Source organism: Allobosea sp. GW823-FHT01F03 (assembly GCF_058798075.1).
The window spans coordinates 4,715,253-4,735,686 of record NZ_CM179505.1; the positions used below are offsets into that span (position 1 = coordinate 4,715,253).

Here is a 20,434-nt window from a genome sequence, read left to right on the forward strand (position 1 = left end):
ATGAGCGACATCGACTGTCTCGTCATCGGGGCCGGCGTCGTCGGCCTCGCGACGGCCCGCGCGCTTGCGCTCGCCGGCCGCGAGGTCGTGATCGCCGAGGCGGCCGAGGGCATCGGCACCCAGACCTCGGCCCGCAACAGCGAGGTCATCCATGCCGGCATCTACTATCCGCCGGGGTCGCTGAAGGCGCAGGTCTGCGTCGACGGCCGCAAGCTGCTCTACGATTACCTTCGCGAGCGCGGCCTGCCCCACAAGGCCTGCGGCAAGCTGATCGTCGGCACCCATGCCGGCCAGCGCCCGGCGCTGGAGACGATCGCGGCGCGCGCCGAAGCCTCCGGCGTCGCCTCGCTGCGCTGGATCGACGCCGCCGAGGCCAGGGCGCTGGAGCCCGAGGTCACCTGCGAAATCGCCCTGCTCTCGCCTGAAACCGGCGTCGTCGACAGCCATGCCCTGATGCTCTCGCTGCTCGGCGAATGCGAGGCGGCGGGCGGCTCGCTCGCGCTCAATACGCCGATCCTGGCCTGGCGCCGCGAGGCCGATGGCTTCAGCGTCGATTTCGGCGGCGAGGATCCGGCGACATACACGGCGAACACCGTGGTCAACGCCGCCGGCCATGGCGCGCCGCGCCTGCTCGGCAAGCTCGAAGGCTTCCCGGCGGAGCATGTGCCGACGCAGTATTTCGCCAAGGGCAATTATTTCTCGCTGCTCGGCAAGCAGCCCTTCAGCCATCTGGTCTACCCGATTCCGGAAGCGGCCGGCCTCGGCATCCATGCGACGATCGACATGGCCGGCCGGGTCAAGTTCGGCCCCGATGTCGAATGGGTCGCCGACGACCAGGACCTCGTCGTCGATCCCGCGCGAGCGGAGAAATTCTATGCGGCGATCCGGACCTATTGGCCGGGCCTGCCCGATGGCGCGCTCGTCGCCGACTATGCCGGGATCAGGCCGAAGCTGCACGGGCCGAGCGAGCCGATGCCGGATTTCCGCATCGACGGACCGTCGATCCATGGCGTGCCGGGGCTGGTCAACCTGCTCGGCATCGAAAGCCCGGGACTGACGAGCTCGCTGGCGATCGCCGAGATGGTGGTCGAGCGGCTGGCGGACTGACCGCCCAACCTTGGCGAGGAAGCGCGGGATTCCCTCTCCTGGAAGGAGAGGGGTAGGGTGAGGTGTTCGGGAGGGATTTCGTTGGCCTGAACCCGACCGCGCGGTGAGCGCTCACGGAACTGAGCAACGGCCTACACCTCACCCTGCCCTCTCCTTCCAGGAGAGGGTTCCCCGAGCCCTATTTCACAACCCCTCCGCCCCGAGCTCCGCACACCAATGTGCCAGCCGCGCCTTCATGACGCGCTCGCGGCCGGCTTCCAGCGCCTTTTCGTCCAGCCGCTCGAGCGCCTCGAAAACGAAGGCGCTCTCGCCATGCGCTTTCCAGGCCGCCTGCAGGCTGCGCTGGCGGTGGCTGCCATGGCGCAGCGTGAACCAGACACGATTCTTTATGGTCGAGAGATCGGGCGCCTGCCCGGCCCAGCACGCTCCCGTCGCGCCACAGCGCACGAGATAAATCCCGGCGACGACCTTGCGCTCCTTATAGGCCGCCACGGCGGCCTTCCTGTCCTCAGTCAGCATCGAGCTCTCCTGTCGTGATCGACCGCCGAATATCACCCGGGCAATATTGACTCAAGGAATTTCATCCGGGTAATTAATTCGCAACAACGGAGCCCGACGATGACCAACACCGCCGACCGCCCTTGCACCGCCTTCGATGGCGAGGCCCTGCTGGCACGCGGGCCGCTGGCGCAGGTCGCGCTCGCCGTGCGCGCCCGGCTGGCCGAGCGTCCGGATGCGAGCGTGCTGACCTTCGAGGATGCGACGGGACGGGTGGTCGATCTCGATCTGCGCGGCTCCGAGGCGGAAATCGTCGCGCGGCTCGGCGGCGCGGAGCCGCGCGGGCGCGGCCGGCCGAAGCTCGGCGTGGTGGCGCGAGAAGTGACCCTGCTGCCACGGCATTGGGACTGGCTTTCGGCCCAGCCGGGCGGAGCCTCGCAGGCGCTGCGCCGGCTCGTCGACGAGGCACGACGCGGCGATGGCGGGCAGACGCAGGCCCGCATCGCCCGAGAAACCGCCTATCGCTTCATGGCGGCGATGGCGGGCGACCTGCCCGGCTTCGAGGAGGCGTCGCGCGCCCTGTTTGCCGGTGACGAGGCCGGCTTCAGGGCTCAGGCCGCGGGCTGGCCGTCAGATATCAGGACCTATGCGCAGGAACTGGCCTGGAGCGGCCTCGGCGAGGCGGACTAGCCACGCAGCTCCGCGACCTTCTCACGCGCTTCGCGGGCAAGCTTCGCCACCTGCGCCCAGTCGCGGTTCTTCACGGCGTCGGCCGGGACGAGCCAGGAGCCGCCGACGCAGAGCACCTGCGGCAAGGCGAGGTAATTGCCGAGATTAGCGAGCGAGACGCCGCCGGTCGGACAGAACTTCATCTGCGGGAACGGGCCGGAGAGCGCCTTGAGGCCGGGCACGCCGCCGGCCTGCTCGGCCGGGAAGAACTTGCAGTGCAGGCGCCCCGCCGAGACGGCACGCATGCAGTCGGAGGCCGTCGCGACGCCGGGCAGCCAGGGCAGGCCGGTCTTCTTCATCGCCTCGTCGACGCTTTCGGTGAAGCCGGGGCTGACCACGGCGCGGGCGCCGGCGTTCTTGACCTCGGCCGCCTGGGCCGGCGTCACCACCGTACCGGCGACCGGCAGGATTTCCGGCAATTCGCGCGCGACCTTCTCCAGAGCAGCCATGGCAGCCGGGCGGCGCAAGGTGATCTCGATGACGTCGATGCCACCGGCGAGCAGCGCCTCGGCGAGCGGCACGGCGATCTCCGCCTCGTCGATGACGACGACCGGCACGACGCCGCAGGCGCCAAGGCGCGCGATCTCGGGGGCGGTGGACATCGACATCTCTCCTGATCTCTCCCTCAGCCCTCATCCTTCGAGACGCCGCTTCGCGGCTCCTCAGGATGAGGGCTGAGGATATTCACAACCTCAATGGGAGCCCGGCTTAAGCCTTCGCCCAATAGACGTCGAGCCCCTGCGGGCGACCAAGCAAGAGCCCGACCGGGAAGGCGCCGGGCAGTTCGACCGCCGAAGTCAGAACCCGCTCCTTCTCCTGGCCGGAGATCAGCAGGCAGGCATGGCCGGCGCCGAGCAAGCGCGCCGGCGAGAGCGAGAGCCGCGGCGGCAGGTCGGGCGGGGTCGCAGCGACGGCGTGCACGCCCGGACCGGCCGACAAGCTGCGCGCGTCACCGGGAAAGAGCGAGGCGATATGGCCGTCCGCCCCCATGCCGCTGACCACGATGTCGAGCGCCGGCAGGTCGGCGAGCAGCCGGTCGAGGCTCGCGGCCGCGGCGGCGAGATCGTCGCCGCAACTGTGAAAGGAAACGAAGCCGGCGCGCCCGTCACGCAAGGGAGCGAAGGCGGCGCGGATCATCCGCTCGTTCGAGGCCAGGTCATCCGGCGCGACGAACCGCTCGTCGGTCGGCATGACCGTGACCTTCTCCCAGGGCAGCTCGTGCTCGGCGAGGGCAGCGAGGAAACGCGCCGGCGTGGTGCCGCCGGGCACGGCGAGAAGCGCCCTGCCCCGCTCGTCGACGCAAGCGCGCAGCCTGACCGCGACGGCCTCGGCCAAAGCCGCCGAGGCATCGGCCAGCGTCTCGAAGCGGTGGCGCAACAGCGGGCCGGCAGTGCTCATTCACCGAACTCCGGATCGGCCCAGGAACGGCCCTCGCGCTCGATCAGCCCGATCGCCTGGGACGGCCCCCAGGAACCGGCGGCATAGCGATGCGGCTGGGGGTAGTATTCCTGCCAGCCGGCGAGGATCGGGTCGATCCAGGTCCAGGCCTGTTCGACCTCGTCGCGGCGCATGAACAGGGTTTGGTCGCCGCGGATCACATCGGTGAGCAGGCGCTCATAGGCGTCGGGCGTGCGCACGTCGAAGGCGGTCTCGTAACGCAGATCGAGCTGGCGCGGCACGATCTTGAGCTTGCCGGAGCCCGGCACCTTCATCATCAACTGCATCTGCACGCCGTCATTGGGCTGCAGGCGGATGACGAGGCGGTTGGCGTCGAGGCGGCCGCAATCGCCGGGATTGCCGAAGATCGAGTGCGGCACCGGCTTGAAGGTGACGGCGATCTCGGAATAGCGCTGCGCCATGCGCTTGCCGGTGCGCAGATAGATCGGCACGCCGGCCCAGCGCCAGGTGTCGAGCTCGCAGCGGATCGAGACGAAGGTCTCGGTGTTGCTGGCATGGCCGAGCTCGTCGGCATAGCCCTTGACCCTCTGGCCCTCGATGACGCCCGGCCCGTACTGGCCGCGCACGGTCCAGCGCTGGACGTCGGGGCCGACGATCGGCCTGAGCGCCTTGAGCACGCGGACCTTCTCGTCACGCACCGCATCGGCCTCGAGCAGGTTTGGCGGCTCGATGGCGAAGAGGCAGAGCAGCTGCAGCACGTGGTTCTGGACCATGTCGCGCAGATGCCCGGCCTTGTCGTAATAGCCGGCACGCGATTCGAGCCCGACCGTCTCGGCCACCGTGATCTGGACATTGTCGATGTCGCGGCTCGACCAGGAGCGCTCGAACAGCGTGTTGGCGAAGCGCAGGACGAGCAGGTTCTGCACCGTCTCCTTGCCGAGATAATGATCGATCCGGTAGGTCCGGCTTTCCGGCAGGATACGGGCGACGGCGTCGTTGATGGCCCGCGCCGAGTGAAGATCGCGCCCGAGCGGCTTCTCCAGGATGACGCGCGAGGTCGGCGTCAGGATGCCGGAGCTGGCGAGGTTCTCGCAGATCGGGATGAACAGGTCCGGCGGCGTCGAGAGATAGAAGGAGCGGACATGCTCGGACTCGCCGAGCGCCTCCTTCAGCGCGCCATAGGTCTCGGGCTTCACCGCATCGAGCAGCACCATGGTCAGGCGACGCTGGAAGGCGGCGATGCGCTCGGACGACAAGCCCGCCGCGGCGAGCTTGCCGGCGATCTCGCGCGGAATGCCTTCGAGATCCTCCTGCTTGCGGACGATGCCGAGGATGCGGCTCTCGGCCGGCAGAACGCCCTCCTCATTGCGCTGCGCCAGCGCCGGAAAGAGCTTGCGCAAGGCGAGGTCGCCGCCGGCGCCGAAGATCACCAGATCGAAGGGCGGCACCGGCGTGCGCTCGGGTGCAGCCTCCGGCTTCAGCAGGCGTTCGGCGATGGCGTCCATGACGGCATACTCCTGGGCGGCCCAGTGGAGCCGAATCCTGCGACGACAATGCGACCAAGCACGCAGCTTGCCAAACGCTTTGGGGAACGGGGTGCCGCGACCTATCCCCTCTCCCCTTGCGGGAGAGGGTTAGGGCGAGGGGCCTTGCGACCTCTCCGTCATGCTCGCCCTTGTGGCGAGCATCCACGTCTTGGATCATGACAGCTCGACCGGCGAAGACGTGGATGGTCGGGACAAGCCCGACCATGACGCGGCAAGGTCGGAGCGACTCCTCATCCGGCCCTTCGGGCCCCTTCTCCCGCAAGGGGAGACGGGGAGGACGCTGCTACCCCGCCCGGCGAAAGCCCTCGCTCGCGATCAGCAATTGCCGGGCATAGTCCGTCCGCGGCGTGCGCGCGGCGAGCGTTTCGGCGCTCATCTCCTCGACACCGCGGCCGAACTGCATGACCAGCAGCCGCTCGCACATATGGCCGACGACGGCGAGATCGTGGCTGACCAGGATATAGGTGAGCTTGCGCTCCTGGCGCAGCGCCTGCAGCAGGTTCAGCACCTCGGCCTGGATCGAGACGTCGAGCGCCGAGGTCGGCTCGTCGAGCAGGAGGATCGTTGGCTCCAGCACCAGAGCGCGGGCGATGGCGACGCGCTGGCGCTGTCCACCCGAGAGCTGATGCGGGAAGCGGAAGCGGAAGGAGGCCGGCAGGCCGACATCCGCCATGGCGCGGGTGATCTTCGCCTCCGCATCGCGGAGGCCGTGGATGGCGAGCGGCTCGGCCAGCGTATCGTCGACGGTCTTCTTCGGATGCAGCGAACCGTAAGGGTCCTGGAAGACCATCTGCACGGCCCGGTAGAAGGCCTTGTCGCGGATCTTGGGCTGGCGCTTGCCGAGAATGTCGACCTCGCCGCTCCACTCGCGGTTGAGGCCGGCGAGCACACGCAGCACGGTCGACTTGCCGGAGCCGGATTCGCCGACGATGCCATAGCTCTCGCCCGGCGAGACGGCGAAGGAGAGGTCCTTCACGACATGGGAATCGCCGAAGGAAACGTTGAGCTTCTCGACGGTGATGGCGGGTTGTGTAGTCATGCCAGCCATGCCGGGTCGCGGGTGAGGGTCGCGAGCTTGTCGCGGGGATGGTCGAGATCGGGCAGGCAGCCGAGCAGCCCGCGCGTATAGGGGTGCTGGGCCCGGTCGAGCTCGCTCGCCGGCAGGGTCTCCATCGCCTTGCCGCCATACATCACGATGACACGGTCGCAGAACGACTTCACCAGATGCAGATCATGGCTGATGAAGATCAGCCCCATGCCGCGGCTAGTGACGAGATCGTCGAGGATCTTGAGGATCTGGAGCTGGACCGTGACGTCGAGGGCCGAGGTCGGCTCGTCGGCGATCAGGATGTCCGGCTCGGCGATCAGCATCATCGCGATCATCACGCGCTGGCCCATGCCGCCCGAGACCTCGTGCGGATAGAGCCCGTAGACGCGGGCGGGCTCACGGATCTGCACCGCCTCGAGCATAGCGAGGCTGCGCTCCTTGGCCTCGCGCGCGCTCGCCTTGTGGTGGACGCGATAGGCCTCGGCGATCTGGTCGCCGACGGTCTGGACCGGATTCAGCGAGAATTTCGGGTCCTGCATCACCATCGAGATATGGCGGCCGCGCAGCTTGCGGCGGCTGCCCTTGTCCATCGCCGTCAGATCCTGACCGCGGAATTCCATCCGCTTCGCCGTGACCACGCCGGGATGCGGGATCAAATCGAGGATGGCACGGCCGGTCATCGACTTGCCGGAACCGGATTCGCCGACGATGCCGAGCCGCTCGCGGCCGAGCGTGAAGGAGAGCCCGCGCACCGCATTGACGATGCCGGTCGGGGTGTGGAAATCGACGCGCAGATCGTCGAGCGCGAGCAGGATTTGATCAGAGCTTGCGTTCATCTTGGTGCTCACCTCGCATCCAGAACGTCGCGCAAGCCATCGCCGAGCAGGTTGAAGCCGAGCGCCACGACGCAGATGGCGAGACCCGGGAAGGTCGCGACCCACCACTGGTCGAAGATCTGCTCGCGGCCAGTCGAGATCATCGCGCCCCATTCCGGGATCGGCGGCTGGGCGCCGAGGCCGAGGAAGCCGAGGCCGGCTGCGATGATGATGATGCCGGCCATGTCGTAGGTGGTGCGGACGATCAGCGAGGGCACGCACATCGGCACGACGTGCTTCAGCACGATGCGCAGCTGGCTCGCACCCTGCAGGCGCATCGCCGAGATGTAATCGGCATTGCGGATGAGCATCGTCTCCGCCCGGGCAACACGGGCATAGGGCGGCCAGGCGGTGAAGGCGATCGCGATGACGGCATTCTCCAGCCCCGGCCCCAGCGCGGCGACGAAGGCGAGCGCCAGGACGAGGCGCGGGAAGGCGAGGAAGACATCGGTGACGCGCATCAGCACGGTGTCGACCCAGCCGCCGAAATAGCCGGCGGCGCAGCCGATCAGGAGGCCGAGCGGCCCGACCGTGATGACGACGAGCATGACGATCACCAGCGTGACGCGGGTGCCGTAGACGATCCGGCTGAAGATGTCGCGACCGAGCGCGTCGGTCCCGAACCAGTTCCTGGCGGAGGGCGCCAGCAGGCGCTGATCGAGCGCCTGCGCCAGCGGGTCATGTGGCGCGACCAGCGGCGCGAAGGCCGCGAGGAGCAGCAAGGCGAGGACGATCAGGAGGCCGACCATGGCGGCCGGGTTCTTCCTGAAGGCGAGCCATTGCCGGTAGAGCTGGCCGAGCCGGGCCTGCCGGCGCGATTCCGGAGAGGTCGTGGTCAGCCAGGAATGCCAGCCGGCGGAGGTGGCGATCTGATCGGTCATGGCCATCCTCCTCAGCGTGCCCGCGGATCGGCCAGCCGGCCGAGGATGTCGGAGAACAGGTTGACGGCGATGAAGACGGCACCGACCACCAGCGTGCCACCGAGCACCGCGTTCATGTCGGCGTTGAGCAACGCATTGGTGAGATAGCGGCCGAGGCCCGGCCAGGCGAAGATCGTCTCGGTCAGCACCGAGCCTTCGAGCAGGTGCATGTAGGAGAGCGCGATCACCGTGACGAGTGGCACGAAGGCGTTGCGCAGCGCGTGGCCGCAGACCACGCGCCATTCCGAGAGGCCCTTCACCCGCGCCGCGACGACATATTGCTGCTGCAGCTCGGTGATCATGAAGCTGCGGGTCATGCGGCTGATATAGGCGACCGAGAGCAGGCCGAGCACGGAAGCCGGCAGGATGAGGTGCCAGAAGGCGTCCACGACGGCCTCCCACTCGCCCTGCATGGCGGCATCGAGCATGACGAGGCCGGTCACCGGCGTAACGAAATCCTGATAGGCGATCGAGAGACGACCGGGACCTGCGACCCAGCCGAGCTTGGCGTAGAACAAGAGGAGTCCCATCAGGCCGAGCCAGAAGACCGGGATCGAATAGCCGACCAAGCCGATCACGCGGGCAACCTGGTCGATCCAGCGACCCTGGTTGACGGCCGCGAGGATGCCGAGCGGGACGCCGAGCACGACGCCGATCAGCGTGCCGAGCGTCGCCAGTTCCAGCGTCGCCGGAAACACCGTCTTGATATCGTCCGTGACCTTCTGCGCGGTCAGCACCGAGGTGCCGAGATCGCCGCGGAAGACCTTGCCGACATAGATCGCAAACTGCTCCCAGAGCGGCTTGTCGAGACCGAGCTCGAGCCGCGCCTTGTCGTAGACATCCGCGGGCGCGCGGTCGCCGACCACGGCCAGGACGGGGTCGATCGGCATGACGCGGGCGATCAGGAAGGTGACGAGCAGCAGGCCGAAGATGGTGATCGCGACCGTGGTCAGCTCGCGGCCGAGGATCCTGCCCCAGCGCAGGGCGCGGCTCTTGGCCCGCGGCGGTGCGGACGGGGTCGAGGCGGTGATCGAGGCCATTGGCGGCTCCGTATCTTCTTGTTGTTCTTGGGGCGTCGCAGGCGCCGCCGGCGACAAAGCAGAAAACCCGCCGCAGCCTCGTTTCGGGCTACGGCGGGTTCCGGCGGCGGCAGATGCCTCAGTTCTTGGCGATCGGCGCGTAGAAATTGGTGTCGGAGCTCGGCCCGATCACCCAATTGTCGACGTTCTTGCGCTGCGCCGAGACCTCGACCTGCTGGAACATGATGACGAAGGGCGAGACCTTCTGGTGCTCGCGCTGCAGCTCGCCATAGACGGCGGCGCGCTTGGCCGCGTCGGTCTCGAGCACATTGGCCTGGGTGACCTTGGTCATCTCCGGGATGTCCCAGGCGTTGCGCCAGGCCAGCGTCTTCGACTTCGCGTCCTCGCCATTGTTCTCGTTGATGGCGAAGGTTTCGGCATTGGTGTGCGGATCGAGATAGTCCGGGCCCCACTGGCCGATATAGATGTCATGAGTGCGGGCACGGTACTTGGTCAGGGTCTGCTTGCCGTCGCCCGGAATGATCTCGAGCTTGATGCCGGCCTGGGCCCAGGTCGACTGGATCGCCTGGGTGATGTCGGTGATCGGGTTGACCGAGCGGGTGTCGATCGTGACCGTGAAGCCGTTCGGCAGCCCGGCCTTGGCGAGCAGCTCCTTGGCCTTGGCGACGTCGAGCTTGTAGGGCTTGTCGTCGATCGCGCCGAGGAAGCCCTTGGGCAGGAAGGCCTCGTGGCCCTTATAGGTGCCCTCGACGATGTTCTTCTCGATCGCGTCGTAGTCGACCAGCCATTTCAAGGCTTCGCGCACCTCGGGCTTGGCAAGGTTCGGATTCTTCTGGTTCAGGCCGAGATAGAGGATGTAGCCCTTGTCGCCCTGGACGATCTCGACATTGGCATTGCCCTTGACCGCGGCGAGCTGGTCCTTGGAGAGATTGCGGGCGATGTCGATGTCGCCCTTCTCCAGCAGCAGGCGCTGCGAGGCCGGCTCGGCGACATGGCGGACGATGACGCGCCTGGCCTTCGGCGCGCCCTTGTACCAGCTCTCATTGGCGTCGAGCGCATATTGCTCGTTCGGGCGATAGGCGCGGACCTTGTAGGCGCCGGAGCCGGCCGAGGCGAGCTTCAGCCAGCCATTGCCCCAGTCGCCATCCTTCTCATTGGCCTTGACCAGTTTGGCATCGACGATCGAGGCCACGCCCGAGGTCAGGCAGTTCAGGAAGAAGCTCGGCGCGAAGGGCTTGGAGACGGTGATGACCACGGTGTGGTCGTCGGCTGCCTTCACCTTGTCGAGCACGGTGTCCTTGTTCAGGCCGAACTGGGTGAGGATGAAGCCCGGCGACTTGTTGAGCGTCACGGCACGCTGGAAGGAATACACCACGTCGGCGGCGGTGAGCGGATTTCCGGAATGGAACTTCACGCCCGGACGGAGCTTGAAGGTGTAGGTCAGATTGTCGGGGCTGACCGTCCAGCTCTGGGCAAGCTCGCCGATCAGCGCGTTGTTGTTCTTGAGGTCGACGCCGATCAGCTTGTCGTAGAGATTGGTGACCACCTCGACGCCGGAGAATTCGAAGGCCTCGGCCGGGTCGAGCGTGATGATGTCGTCGATCTGCTTGGCCATGACGATGGTGTCCTTCGGCGTCTGGGCCTGGGCGGTCGAGGCCATCAGGACGGCGAAGGCCGAAGCCGCCATCAGTTTCGCGACGTGACGCATGGAAATCCCCATTGTGCGGTTTTGCGGGCGCCCCGGCGCCCGTTGGGGCGCAATGTGGAGCCAGAGCGGGGCGGATGTCCAGCGCCCCGCAATGTATCCAATAGGCCTGTCCCGACTGCCCGCTACTTGCGCAAACTGATCGGGCTTCCGGCACATTCTTGCGCAGCGGCAGGCTTGTCCCGGCCGGCTCCCCGTTTATCGTGGGCGGGTCGGGCTGCTCGGCCCGGCGAACCCGAAGCAGGCGCCCGCCCTTGGCCATCATCGCTGCACTGCATCACGTCACCCATTACCGCTATGATCGGCCGGTGACGCTCGGGCCGCAGATCATCCGGCTTCGTCCAGCACCGCATTGCCGCTCGGCGGTGCAGAGCTATTCGCTCAAGGTCACGCCGGCGCAGCATTTCGTGAACTGGCAGCAGGACCCGAACGGCAACTGGCTGGCGCGTTACGTCTTCCCCGAGCCGGTCACCGAGTTCCGCATCGAGGTCGATCTCGTCACCGAGCTCTCGATCATCAACCCGTTCGACTTCTTCGTCGCCAGCGAGGCCGAACACTTCCCGTTCGCCTATCCCGAGGAGCTGCATGACGAGCTCGCACCCTATCTCGTCACCGAACCGGCCGGGCCGCTGCTGAGCGCCTTCGTCGCGACGATCCCGCGAGAACGCATGAACACGGTCAACTTCATCGTCGATCTCAATGCGCGCCTTCAGCAAATGATCGCCTATGGCATCAGGATGGAGCCGGGCGTGCAGGAACCGGAGCAGACGCTGGCGCTGAAGGCGGGCTCCTGCCGCGACACCTCCTGGCTGCTTGTCCAGATCCTGCGCCATCTCGGCCTCGCCGCCCGCTTCGTCTCCGGCTACCTGATCCAGATGAAGGCGGATATCGACCCGCTGGAAGGACCGCGCGGCACCGACAAGGACTTCACCGACCTGCACGCCTGGGCCGAGGTCTACATTCCCGGCGCAGGCTGGATCGGGCTCGACCCGACCTCGGGCCTGCTCACCGGCGAGGGCCATCTGCCGCTGGCTGCGACGCCGCATTACCGCTCGGCTGCGCCGGTCAGCGGCATGGCGAGCTATGCCGAGACGCAGTTCGACTTCGAGATGGAGGTGACGCGCGTCCATGAGGCGCCGCGCATCACCCTGCCCTTCTCCGACGAATCCTGGACGCGGCTCGATGCGCTCGGCGAGCAGGTCGAGGCCGACCTCCGGGCCCAGGACGTCCGCCTCACCATGGGCGGAGAGCCGACCTTCGTCTCGATCGACGACCAGTCGGGCGAGGAATGGAACACCGCCGCCGTCGGCCCGACCAAGCGTCAGCGCGCCGATCTGCTGATCCGGCGGCTGCGCGCGCGCTTCGCGCCCGGCGGCATGCTGCATTACGGCCAGGGCAAATGGTATCCGGGCGAGAGCCTGCCACGCTGGGCCTTCGCCCTCTACTGGCGCCAGGATGGCGAACCGATCTGGCGCAATGCGGCGTTGATCGCGCGCGAGCCCGGCGCCCTCTCCGGCATCGACCGCGAGCATGAGACCGTGCCGACACCGGCCGCCGTCGAGACACTGGCGGCAGGGCTCGCCGAGCGGCTCGGCATCGGCCCCGACCATGTCCTGCCGGCCTATGAGGATACCGGGCACTGGCTGATCAAGGAGGGGCAGCTCCCCGCCAATGTCGACCCGCTCGACCCGAAGCTCTCCGACCCCGAGGAGCGCGCCCGCATGGTCCGCGTCTTCGAGCGCGGGCTCGACAAGCCGAGCGGCTATGTCATTCCGGTGCAGCGCTGGCAGGCGGCGGCGGACGACCGGCGCTGGCGCTCGGAGAAATGGAAGCTCCGGCGCGGCAGGCTCTTCCTGGTGCCAGGCGATTCTCCGGTCGGCTATCGCCTGCCGCTCGGCTCGCTGCCGCATCTGCAGAAGAGCGACTATCCGCATATCCACCCGCAGGACCCGCTGGAACCGCGCGGTCCGCTGCCGGGCTCCCCGGCCGCTGCTCCGCCTCCGCCCGCAGGGATCAGTGCCGTCGCAGCCGCACCTCCCGCGAGCCCGATCCAGCCCTCGCGCCCTGTCGAAAGCGCAAGCGCAGCCACCCGACAGGGCATCGTCGAGCAGGACCTCACGGCCGATGCGGTGCGGACCGCGCTCAGCATCGAGGTGCGCGACGGGGTGCTCTGCGTCTTCCTGCCGCCGGTCGAGCGACTGGAGGACTATCTCGACCTGATCGCCAGCATCGAGGAAGTCGCGGAAGCCAGCAGCCAACCGGTGCATATCGAGGGCTATGCGCCGCCGCATGATCCACGCCTCAACCTGATCAAGGTGACGCCGGACCCCGGCGTGATCGAGGTCAACGTCCATCCGGCGCGGAACTGGGCGGAGGCGGTCGCGATCACCCGGGGCGTCTATGAGGAGGCAAGGCAATCCCGGCTCTGCGCCGAGAAATTCATGGTCGACGGGCGCCATACCGGCACCGGCGGCGGCAACCATGTCGTGCTCGGCGGCGTCACCCCGGCCGACAGCCCCTTCCTGCGCCGGCCGGACCTGCTCAAGAGCATCGTGCTCTACTGGCAGCGGCACCCGTCGCTGTCCTATCTGTTCTCCGGCCTGTTCATCGGCCCGACGAGCCAGGCGCCGCGCATCGACGAGGCCCGGCACGACCAGCTCTATGAGCTCGAGATCGCGCTGGCGCAGACGCCCGGACCGGGCGAGCCGGCGATCCCGCTCTGGCTCGTCGACCGGCTCTATCGCAACCTGCTCGTCGACGTCTCCGGGAACACCCACCGCACCGAGATCTGCATCGACAAGCTCTATTCGCCGGACGGGCCGACCGGCCGGCTCGGGCTGATCGAGTTCCGCTCCTTCGAGATGCCGCCGGACGCGCGGATGTCGCTTGCCCAGCAATTGCTGATCCGGGCGCTGGTCTCCTGGTTCTGGCGCGTGCCGCAGCGCGGCAGGCTGGTGCGCTGGGGCACGGCGCTGCACGACCGGTTCATGTTGCCGGAGATGGTGGCGCAGGATTTCCGCGAGGTGCTCGATGACCTCGCCGGCGCCGGCTACGCGTTCGATCCCGGCTGGTTTGCCGCGCAGCAGGAGTTCCGCTTCCCGTTCTTCGGCAAGGTCAGTCAGGGCGGCGTCGAACTGGAACTGCGGCAGGCGCTCGAGCCCTGGCACGTCATGGGCGAGGAGGGCGCGATCGGCGGCACGGTGCGCTATGTCGACTCTTCGGTCGAGCGTCTGCAGGTCAAGGCGAGCGGTCTGATACCGGGCCGGCATATCATCACCTGCAACGGGCGGGCGCTGCCGATGAGCGAGATCGCCGCCGGGACCAGCATCGCCGGCCTGCGCTTCAAGGCCTGGCAGCCGGCCTCGGGTCTGCACCCGACGATTCCCGTGCATGCACCATTGACCTTCGACATCGTCGATAGCTGGGCCGGCCGCTCGCTCGGGGGCTGCGTCTACCATGTCGCCCATCCCGGCGGGCGCAACTACGAAACGCCGCCGGTGAATTCCTATGAGGCCGAGGCGAGAAGACTCGCTCGTTTCGAGGCGATCGGCCATAGTCCCGGTCCCCTGGCGATTCCCGCCGAAGCGCGCAATCCGGAGTTCCCCATGACCCTCGATTTGCGTCGCCCGATCGGCATTTGAGTGCGCGCCATGGCGCTGCAAGGCAGGTTGAACTCGGCGCGGTCACGGGGTGAGCGGCGCAATACGCTGCTGACGGGCTATCGCCCGCTGCCCGGCGCCTATGACGAGCTGATGGCTCCGGACGGGACCGTGCGCCCGCAATGGGAACCGTTCCTGACCGAATGGGCCGGGCTTTCCGCCGACGAGTTGCAGCGCCGCTTCGGCCTCGCCGACCGCCATGTCCGCGACACCGGCGTGTCCTACCGCGTCCATGGCGACGTCGATGCCAACGACCCGCTCGCCGGCGAGCGGGCCTGGCCGCTCAACCATGCCCCGCTGGTCATCACCGGTGCCGAATGGCAGGTCATCGCCGCCGGCGTCGCCCAGCGTGCGCAGCTGCTCGATGCCGTGCTTGCCGACATTTACGGCCCCGGCCGGCTGGTCCGCGACGGCGCGCTGCCGGCTGCGGCGATCACCGGCAGCCCCGACTATCTGCGACCCCTGCAGGGAACGAACGGCGCCGGGCAGTTGCAGCTGTACGCCGCCGATCTCGGCCGCGGGCCGGATGGCCGCTGGTGGGTGCTCGGCGACAAGACGCAGGCGCCATCGGGCGCAGGTTACGCACTGGAGAACCGGCTGGCGCTCGGCCGCGCCTTTCCGGACCTGTTCCGGACGATGAATGTCGAGCGGCTCGCCGCCTTCTTCCAGGGTTTCCGGGCCGGGCTCGTCGCCCGTGCCAAGCGCGTCGAACCGCGCATCTGCCTGCTGACGCCGGGCCATCTCAACGAAAGCTATTTCGAGCAGGCCTATCTCGCGCGCTATCTCGGCTTCCTCCTGGTCGAGGGCGGCGACCTCGTGATGCGCGACGGGCTGATGCATGTGCGCACCATCGGCGGCTTCAAGCGCGCCGACGTGATCTGGCGCCGCATCGACGGCGACTTCGCCGACCCGCTCGAACTCAACGCCGCCTCGGCGCTCGGCGTGCCCGGCCTCGTCGAGGCGATCCGCCAGGACAATGTCGTCGTCGCCAACGGGCTCGGCTCGGGGGTGGTCGAAGCCCGCGCCCTGATGGGCTTCATGCCGGCTTTGGCCCGCGACATCCTCGGCGAGGAGCTGATCCTGCCGAACATCGCGACCTGGTGGTGCGGCCAGCCGCGCGAACGCCAGATCGTGCTCGACCGGCTCGACGAGATGAGCATCGCGCCGGCTTTCCGCGCCAATGGCGGCAACCTCGACGACCAGCCCGTGCTGGTCGCCGATCTCGACCGCACCGAGCGCGAGCGGCTGCGCGCTGCGATCGAACAGCGCGGCCTCGACCATGTCGGCCAGGAGGTGGTCCGGCTCTCGACCATGCCGGTCCTGCAGGAGGGTCGGCTGCAACCGCGCCCGATGACGTTGCGCGTCTTCGCGGCGGCGACGCCCGATGGCTGGCAGGTGATGCCGGGCGGCTTCTGCCGCATTTCCGAGGAGACCGATGCGCGCGCCGTGACGATGCGCTCGGCCGTGCGCTCCAGCGATGTCTGGGTGACCTCCGACCGACCGGTCGAGCCGATGACGCTGCTGCCGAGCCCCGACAAGATCGCGATCCGCCGGATCGTCGGCATCCTGCCGAGCCGCGCCGCCGACAACCTGTTCTGGCTCGGGCGCTATCTGGAGCGCACCGAGGCGACGCTCCGGCTGGTGCGGGCCGTGCTCGGCCGGCTGATCAATGCCGACGACCAGGCGCCCGGCCATGCCGAGACGATCAAGCGCCTCGCCAATCTTCTGGTGGCCTGGGGCGCAGCGCCCGCCGGCCGCGGCCGGGCGATCGCGAGCCAGGCGACCAGCGCTCTTTACGGGCTGGACGAATATGGCTCCGCCGCTTCTTCCGTGCGCGAAGCCCGCCGGACCGCCTCGGTGATCCGCGAGCGGCTCTCGGTCGATGCCTGGCGCCTGTTCGGCGATCTGCAGCGCCAGCTCACCGCACCGCGCAAGCCGGTGAGCGAGGGCGAGGCCTTCGAGGTCGCCGACAGCGCCCTGAAATCGCTTGCCGCCTTCTCCGGCCTGTCGCAGGAGAACATGGTCCGCGGCGCCGGCTGGCGCTTCCTCGACATCGGCCGGCGGCTCGAGCGCGGCGTCACCACCTGCCGCTATGCCCGCCATTTCGCCGAGAGCGGCACACCCGGCAACTGCCTCGATGCCCTGCTCGACCTGACGGATTCGCAGATCACCTATCGCTCGCGCTATCTGCTCGGGGCCTCGCTCCAGCCGGTTCTCGATCTCGTCATGCTCGATCCCTACAATCCGCGCTCGGTCGCCTTCCAGGTGGAGCGGCTCGACCAGGAGATCGCGGCCTTGCCGACACTCAGCGACGACGGCATGCTGGAGGAACCGCGCCGGCTGGCGCTCAGGCTTGCCGCGGAGTGCCGCACGGCCGAGGCGAGCCGGCTCGACCGCGCCAGCATCCTCCTGTTCGAGCAATTGCTGATGGGCCTGTCGAACGCCGTGGCCGACCGCTACTTTCTGCAGAACGCGCATCCGGAAGGGTCGCGGATGACGCAGCTCGCGTGACGGCAGCCGGGTGATCTACGAAATCCGCCATCTCACCAGCTATGCCTATGCACGGCCGGTGCCCTTTGCGCGCTGTATCCTGCGCGTGCTGCCGCGCGAGGGCGACGGCCAGCACGTCGTCGTGAGCCAGCTCAGCGTGACGCCGCGCGCCGCCGAGCGCCAGGACGGGATTTGCTTCTTCGGCAACCGTACGACCACGCTGACCATCGCCAAGCCGCATCGCGAATTGCGGATCGAGACAATCTCGCGCGTCGAGGTCAACCGTGCCGCGACGCCCTTCCCGGCGCTGACGCGCGCCTGGGAAGAGGTCGCCGCGCTCGGGCTCACGGCCCAGAGCCTCGCCCCGGATTCGCCGGCGCAATACCTGTATCCCAGCCGACTGGTGCCGACCGTGGCCGAGATCACCACCTATGCGCAGGAGAGTTTTTCGGCCCGGCGTCCGGTGTTCGAAGCGGCCTGCGAGCTGATGGGCCGGGTCCGCCGGGACTTCCGCTACGACCCCGAAGCAACCGAGGTCTCGACACCGATCCGCGAGGCCTTCGCCCAGCGCCACGGCGTCTGCCAGGACTTCGCGCACATCATGATCGCCGGGCTGCGCGGCCTCGGCCTGCCCGCGGCCTATGTCAGCGGCTATCTGCGCACCATCCCGCCGCCGGGCCAGCCCCGCCTCGAAGGCGCCGACGCGACCCATGCCTGGGTGATGATCTGGTGCGGGCCGGAGACCGGCTGGATCGGCCTAGACCCGACCAATGACCTGATCGTCGGCGACGACCACATCATCACCGCCACCGGCCGCGACTATGCCGATGTCTCCCCGCTCGACGGCGTGCTGGTCGGGCCGGGCAGCCAGAAGCTCGACGTCAAGGTCGACGTGATCCCCGTCTCATGAGCGCGCGCCCGGCGATACGCGGCATCCTGTTCGACAAGGACGGCACGCTGCTCGATTACCAGGCGAGCTGGGCGCCGATCAATCTGCGCGCCGGCCGGCTGGCGGCTCAGGGCGATGCGGCGCTGGAAGTGCATCTTCTCGCCCTCGCCGGGGTCGACCCGTCAACCGGGTTCTCGACCTCGGACGGCCTGCTCGCGGCCGGCAATACAAGGGAGGTCGCGCAGGCCTGGCACGAGGCGGGCAGCCAGTTCCCCGTCGCCGAGCTGACCAGCCGGCTGGATGCCCTGTTCCAGGCCGGCGTCGCCGATGTCGTGCCGGTCTGTGATCTCGACACCCTCTTCGCCGGCTTGTCGGGGCGCGGCCTCGCGCTCGGCATCGCCTCTAGCGACAGCGAGGCCGCCGTCTGCGCCACGGCCGAGCGCTTCGGCATCGCGGGACGGCTCGATTTCCTCTGCGGCTATGATTCCGGCCATGGCGCCAAGCCGGAGCCGGGCATGGTCGAGGGCTTCTGCCGCAAGACAGGGCTGCCGGCAGATGCGATCGCGGTGATCGGCGATTCCGCCCATGACATGCATATGGCGGCGGCCGCCGGGGCGGGCCTGCGCATCGCCGTGCTGACCGGGGCCGGCAGCGCCGAGACATTGCGCCCGCTCAGCCATCTCCTCCTGCCGAGCATCGCCGAGCTGGAGCAGGCGCTGTTCGATTGAGCGGCGGGGAGCGAAGCTTCAGCAGATATCCATCGACCTCATCCTGAGGAGCCGCGAAGCGGCGTCTCGAAGGATGGACCAGATGCTTCTGGAGCCTCCCCAAGCATCCTTCGAGACGGCCCTTCGGGCCTCCTCAGGATGAGGACTGAGCGAACCACCAATCCGCCATGAAAAAGAGGCCGCGCCTTTCGGCGCGGCCTCGATGTCCCGGACGGTGCCCCGGCTCAGGCGAGCGTGTAGCCGGTCTTCACCGTGGTGTAGAACTCGCGGGCATAGGCGCCCTGCTCGCGCGGGCCGTAGCTCGAGCCCTTCCGGCCGCCGAACGGCACATGGTAGTCGACGCCCGCCGTGGCGAGGTTGACCATCACCATGCCCGCCTCGCTGTTGCGCTTGAAATGCGTCGCATGCTTCAGCGAGGTCGTGCAGATGCCCGAGGACAGACCGAAATCGGTATCGTTGGCGAGCGCCAGCGCCTCGTCATAATCCTTGACGCGGATGATGTTGGCGACCGGGCCGAAGACCTCCTCGCGCGAGATGCGCATGGCATTGGTGGTCTCGGTGAAGAGGGCCGGCTGGAGATAGAAGCCGGGATTCTCGCGGTTCAGCAATTCGCCGCCCCAGGCCAGCTTGGCGCCTTCGTCGCGGGCGATCTGGATATATTTCAGATCCTGGTCGAGCTGGCTCTGGTCGACGACCGGGCCGATATGGGTGCCGGCCTTGAGAGCGTCGTCGACCACCACGCCCTTGAGACGCTCGATCGCCGCCTCGACGAAGCGGTCATGGATGCCGGCCTGGACGATCAGGCGCGAAGAGGCGGTGCAGCGCTGGCCGGTGGAGAAGAAGGCGCCCTGGACGGCCGCCTCGACCGCGGTCTTGAGATCGGCGTCGTCGAGCACGACGAGCGGATTCTTCCCGCCCATCTCGAGCTGGACCTTCTTCATCGGGTTCGAGGCGATGCAGGCCGCCGCGACCTTGCGACCGGTCGAGACCGAGCCGGTGAAGCTGATCGCGTGGATATCCTTATGCTCGAGCAAGGCCTGGCCGACGACCGAGCCGCGGCCCATCACCAGGTTGAGCACGCCCTTGGGCAGGCCGGCGCGCTGGATGATGTCGACCAGCGCCCAGGCCGAGCCGGGCACGAGATCGGCCGGCTTGATCACGACGCAATTGCCATAGGCCAGGGCGGGCGCGATCTTCCAGGCCGGGATCGCGATCGGGAAATTCCAGGGCGTGATCATGCCGACGATGCCGACCGGCTCGCGCGTCACCTCGACGCCGACGCCCGGACGGACCGAGGCGATGCTCTCGCCGCCGAGGCGCAGGCATTCACCGGCGAAGAAGGCGAAGATCTGGCCGGCGCGGCCGGCTTCGCCGATGCCCTCGGCAAGGGTCTTGCCCTCCTCGCGCGACAAGAGGCGGCCGAGCTCTTCCTTGCGGGCGAGGATCTCGTCGGACGCCTTCTTCAGGATCTCGTAGCGCTCCTGCGGCGTGGTGCGGCTCCAGGCCGGGAAGGCGGCCTTGGCGGCGGCGACGGCATTGTTGGCGTCCTCGACGGTCGCCTGGGCGTACTCGCCGACGACGTCGTTGGTGTTGGACGGGTTGATGTTGCGCGAGGCGTTCTGCGAGCCGGTCCACTCGCCGGCGATCAAATTCTTGAAGGGAGCATTCATCGAGAAACCTCGCGCCTGATCGGAAGAGGAGCTGGTCTTAGCGTCTTTGGCCGGCCAAGGCCATGCCGGAGCGCCTGCCGAAATGCCCGGCGGTCGCGCCGCCAGCGCATGCTCGGCCGAGGCCAGGACGA

The 20,434-nt window shown here is 68.1% G+C and carries 16 protein-coding genes; 6 read left to right on the plus strand and 10 right to left on the minus strand.

Annotated features, from left to right (window positions below):
- Complete coding sequence (locus AC3RCC_RS22630; protein ID WP_492256653.1) at positions 1-1,107, plus strand: NAD(P)/FAD-dependent oxidoreductase; 1,107 nt, start codon at positions 1-3, stop codon at positions 1,105-1,107.
- 183 nt (positions 1,108-1,290) lie between these two features.
- Here the strand turns inward: AC3RCC_RS22630 and AC3RCC_RS22635 are convergent, their stop codons facing one another.
- Positions 1,291-1,626, minus strand: coding sequence for a GIY-YIG nuclease family protein (locus AC3RCC_RS22635; protein WP_291641142.1), 336 nt, complete (start codon positions 1,624-1,626; stop codon positions 1,291-1,293).
- A gap of 99 nt (positions 1,627-1,725) precedes the next feature.
- Here AC3RCC_RS22635 and AC3RCC_RS22640 point away from each other — a divergent pair, with 99 nt between their 5' ends.
- Positions 1,726-2,295 carry a DUF2239 family protein gene (locus AC3RCC_RS22640; RefSeq protein WP_492256654.1) on the plus strand — a complete coding sequence of 190 codons (570 nt, stop codon included), beginning with the start codon at positions 1,726-1,728 and terminating at the stop codon, positions 2,293-2,295.
- Here the strand turns inward: AC3RCC_RS22640 and eda are convergent.
- The 8 genes from eda to AC3RCC_RS22680 form a co-directional block, all read right to left on the minus strand.
- Positions 2,292-2,942, minus strand: a complete 651-nt coding sequence (gene eda, locus AC3RCC_RS22645; RefSeq protein WP_492256655.1) for a bifunctional 4-hydroxy-2-oxoglutarate aldolase/2-dehydro-3-deoxy-phosphogluconate aldolase — start codon at positions 2,940-2,942, stop codon at positions 2,292-2,294. The two genes, AC3RCC_RS22640 and eda, sit on opposite strands and share 4 nt — an antisense overlap.
- A 100-nt stretch (positions 2,943-3,042) precedes the next feature.
- The gene (pgl, locus tag AC3RCC_RS22650; protein ID WP_492256656.1) at positions 3,043-3,732 is read right to left on the minus strand and encodes a 6-phosphogluconolactonase; all 690 of its coding nucleotides are present in this window, start codon (positions 3,730-3,732) and stop codon (positions 3,043-3,045) included.
- Positions 3,729-5,237 (minus strand): glucose-6-phosphate dehydrogenase, encoded by a 1,509-nt coding sequence (zwf, locus tag AC3RCC_RS22655; protein ID WP_291644754.1) that lies wholly within the window; start codon positions 5,235-5,237, stop codon positions 3,729-3,731. The genes pgl and zwf overlap by 4 nt, the downstream gene beginning before the upstream one ends.
- 325 nt (positions 5,238-5,562) lie before the next feature.
- The gene (locus tag AC3RCC_RS22660; protein WP_291644752.1) at positions 5,563-6,318 is read right to left on the minus strand and encodes an ABC transporter ATP-binding protein; all 756 of its coding nucleotides are present in this window, start codon (positions 6,316-6,318) and stop codon (positions 5,563-5,565) included.
- Positions 6,315-7,163: an ABC transporter ATP-binding protein gene (locus tag AC3RCC_RS22665; protein ID WP_492256657.1), complete on the minus strand. Its 849-nt coding sequence runs from the start codon at positions 7,161-7,163 to the stop codon at positions 6,315-6,317. Before AC3RCC_RS22665 ends, AC3RCC_RS22660 begins: the two co-directional genes overlap by 4 nt.
- Before the next feature lie 8 nt (positions 7,164-7,171).
- Positions 7,172-8,083, minus strand: coding sequence for a nickel transporter permease (gene nikC / locus AC3RCC_RS22670; RefSeq protein ID WP_492256658.1), 912 nt, complete (start codon positions 8,081-8,083; stop codon positions 7,172-7,174).
- Positions 8,084-8,094: 11 nt separating this feature from the next.
- Complete coding sequence (locus tag AC3RCC_RS22675; RefSeq protein WP_492256659.1) at positions 8,095-9,162, minus strand: ABC transporter permease; 1,068 nt, start codon at positions 9,160-9,162, stop codon at positions 8,095-8,097.
- A 118-nt stretch (positions 9,163-9,280) separates the two neighbouring features.
- Complete coding sequence (locus tag AC3RCC_RS22680; protein WP_492256660.1) at positions 9,281-10,870, minus strand: ABC transporter substrate-binding protein; 1,590 nt, start codon at positions 10,868-10,870, stop codon at positions 9,281-9,283.
- Between the two features lie 251 nt (positions 10,871-11,121).
- Between AC3RCC_RS22680 and AC3RCC_RS22685 the strand changes: the two genes are divergently transcribed.
- Genes AC3RCC_RS22685 through AC3RCC_RS22700 form a run of 4 tightly spaced genes read left to right on the plus strand, consistent with a single transcriptional unit; the run spans position 11,122 to position 18,633 of the window.
- Complete coding sequence (locus AC3RCC_RS22685) at positions 11,122-14,508, plus strand: transglutaminase family protein (RefSeq protein WP_492256661.1); 3,387 nt, start codon at positions 11,122-11,124, stop codon at positions 14,506-14,508.
- Positions 14,509-14,517: 9 nt separating this feature from the next.
- Entirely contained in the window at positions 14,518-17,037 is a 2,520-nt protein-coding gene (locus tag AC3RCC_RS22690) for a circularly permuted type 2 ATP-grasp protein (protein WP_492256662.1), read from the plus strand.
- Between the two features lie 10 nt (positions 17,038-17,047).
- Positions 17,048-17,926, plus strand: coding sequence for a transglutaminase family protein (locus AC3RCC_RS22695; RefSeq protein ID WP_291641116.1), 879 nt, complete (start codon positions 17,048-17,050; stop codon positions 17,924-17,926).
- Positions 17,923-18,633 (plus strand): HAD family hydrolase, encoded by a 711-nt coding sequence (locus tag AC3RCC_RS22700; protein WP_492256663.1) that lies wholly within the window; start codon positions 17,923-17,925, stop codon positions 18,631-18,633. The genes AC3RCC_RS22695 and AC3RCC_RS22700 overlap by 4 nt, the downstream gene beginning before the upstream one ends.
- A gap of 224 nt (positions 18,634-18,857) precedes the next feature.
- Here AC3RCC_RS22700 and AC3RCC_RS22705 read toward each other — a convergent pair whose 3' ends face one another.
- Positions 18,858-20,303 (minus strand): aldehyde dehydrogenase family protein, encoded by a 1,446-nt coding sequence (locus AC3RCC_RS22705; RefSeq protein WP_492256664.1) that lies wholly within the window; start codon positions 20,301-20,303, stop codon positions 18,858-18,860.
- Positions 20,304-20,434 lie beyond the last annotated feature (131 nt).

Excerpts from the sequence above, each read along its gene's own strand:
- eda (WP_492256655.1), bottom strand. The coding sequence starts at position 2,942 with ATGTCGATGTCCACCGCCCCCGAGATCGCGCGCCTTGGCGCCTGCGGC.
- AC3RCC_RS22640 (WP_492256654.1), top strand. The coding sequence starts at position 1,726 with ATGACCAACACCGCCGACCGCCCTTGCACCGCCTTCGATGGCGAGGCC.
- AC3RCC_RS22630 (WP_492256653.1), top strand. The coding sequence starts at position 1 with ATGAGCGACATCGACTGTCTCGTCATCGGGGCCGGCGTCGTCGGCCTC.
- AC3RCC_RS22665 (WP_492256657.1), bottom strand. The coding sequence starts at position 7,163 with ATGAACGCAAGCTCTGATCAAATCCTGCTCGCGCTCGACGATCTGCGC.
- AC3RCC_RS22705 (WP_492256664.1), bottom strand. The coding sequence starts at position 20,303 with ATGAATGCTCCCTTCAAGAATTTGATCGCCGGCGAGTGGACCGGCTCG.
- pgl (WP_492256656.1), bottom strand. The coding sequence starts at position 3,732 with ATGAGCACTGCCGGCCCGCTGTTGCGCCACCGCTTCGAGACGCTGGCC.
- zwf (WP_291644754.1), bottom strand. The coding sequence starts at position 5,237 with ATGGACGCCATCGCCGAACGCCTGCTGAAGCCGGAGGCTGCACCCGAG.
- AC3RCC_RS22660 (WP_291644752.1), bottom strand. The coding sequence starts at position 6,318 with ATGACTACACAACCCGCCATCACCGTCGAGAAGCTCAACGTTTCCTTC.
- nikC (WP_492256658.1), bottom strand. The coding sequence starts at position 8,083 with ATGACCGATCAGATCGCCACCTCCGCCGGCTGGCATTCCTGGCTGACC.
- AC3RCC_RS22675 (WP_492256659.1), bottom strand. The coding sequence starts at position 9,162 with ATGGCCTCGATCACCGCCTCGACCCCGTCCGCACCGCCGCGGGCCAAG.
- AC3RCC_RS22700 (WP_492256663.1), top strand. The coding sequence starts at position 17,923 with ATGAGCGCGCGCCCGGCGATACGCGGCATCCTGTTCGACAAGGACGGC.
- AC3RCC_RS22680 (WP_492256660.1), bottom strand. The coding sequence starts at position 10,870 with ATGCGTCACGTCGCGAAACTGATGGCGGCTTCGGCCTTCGCCGTCCTG.
- AC3RCC_RS22635 (WP_291641142.1), bottom strand. The coding sequence starts at position 1,626 with ATGCTGACTGAGGACAGGAAGGCCGCCGTGGCGGCCTATAAGGAGCGC.
- AC3RCC_RS22690 (WP_492256662.1), top strand. The coding sequence starts at position 14,518 with ATGGCGCTGCAAGGCAGGTTGAACTCGGCGCGGTCACGGGGTGAGCGG.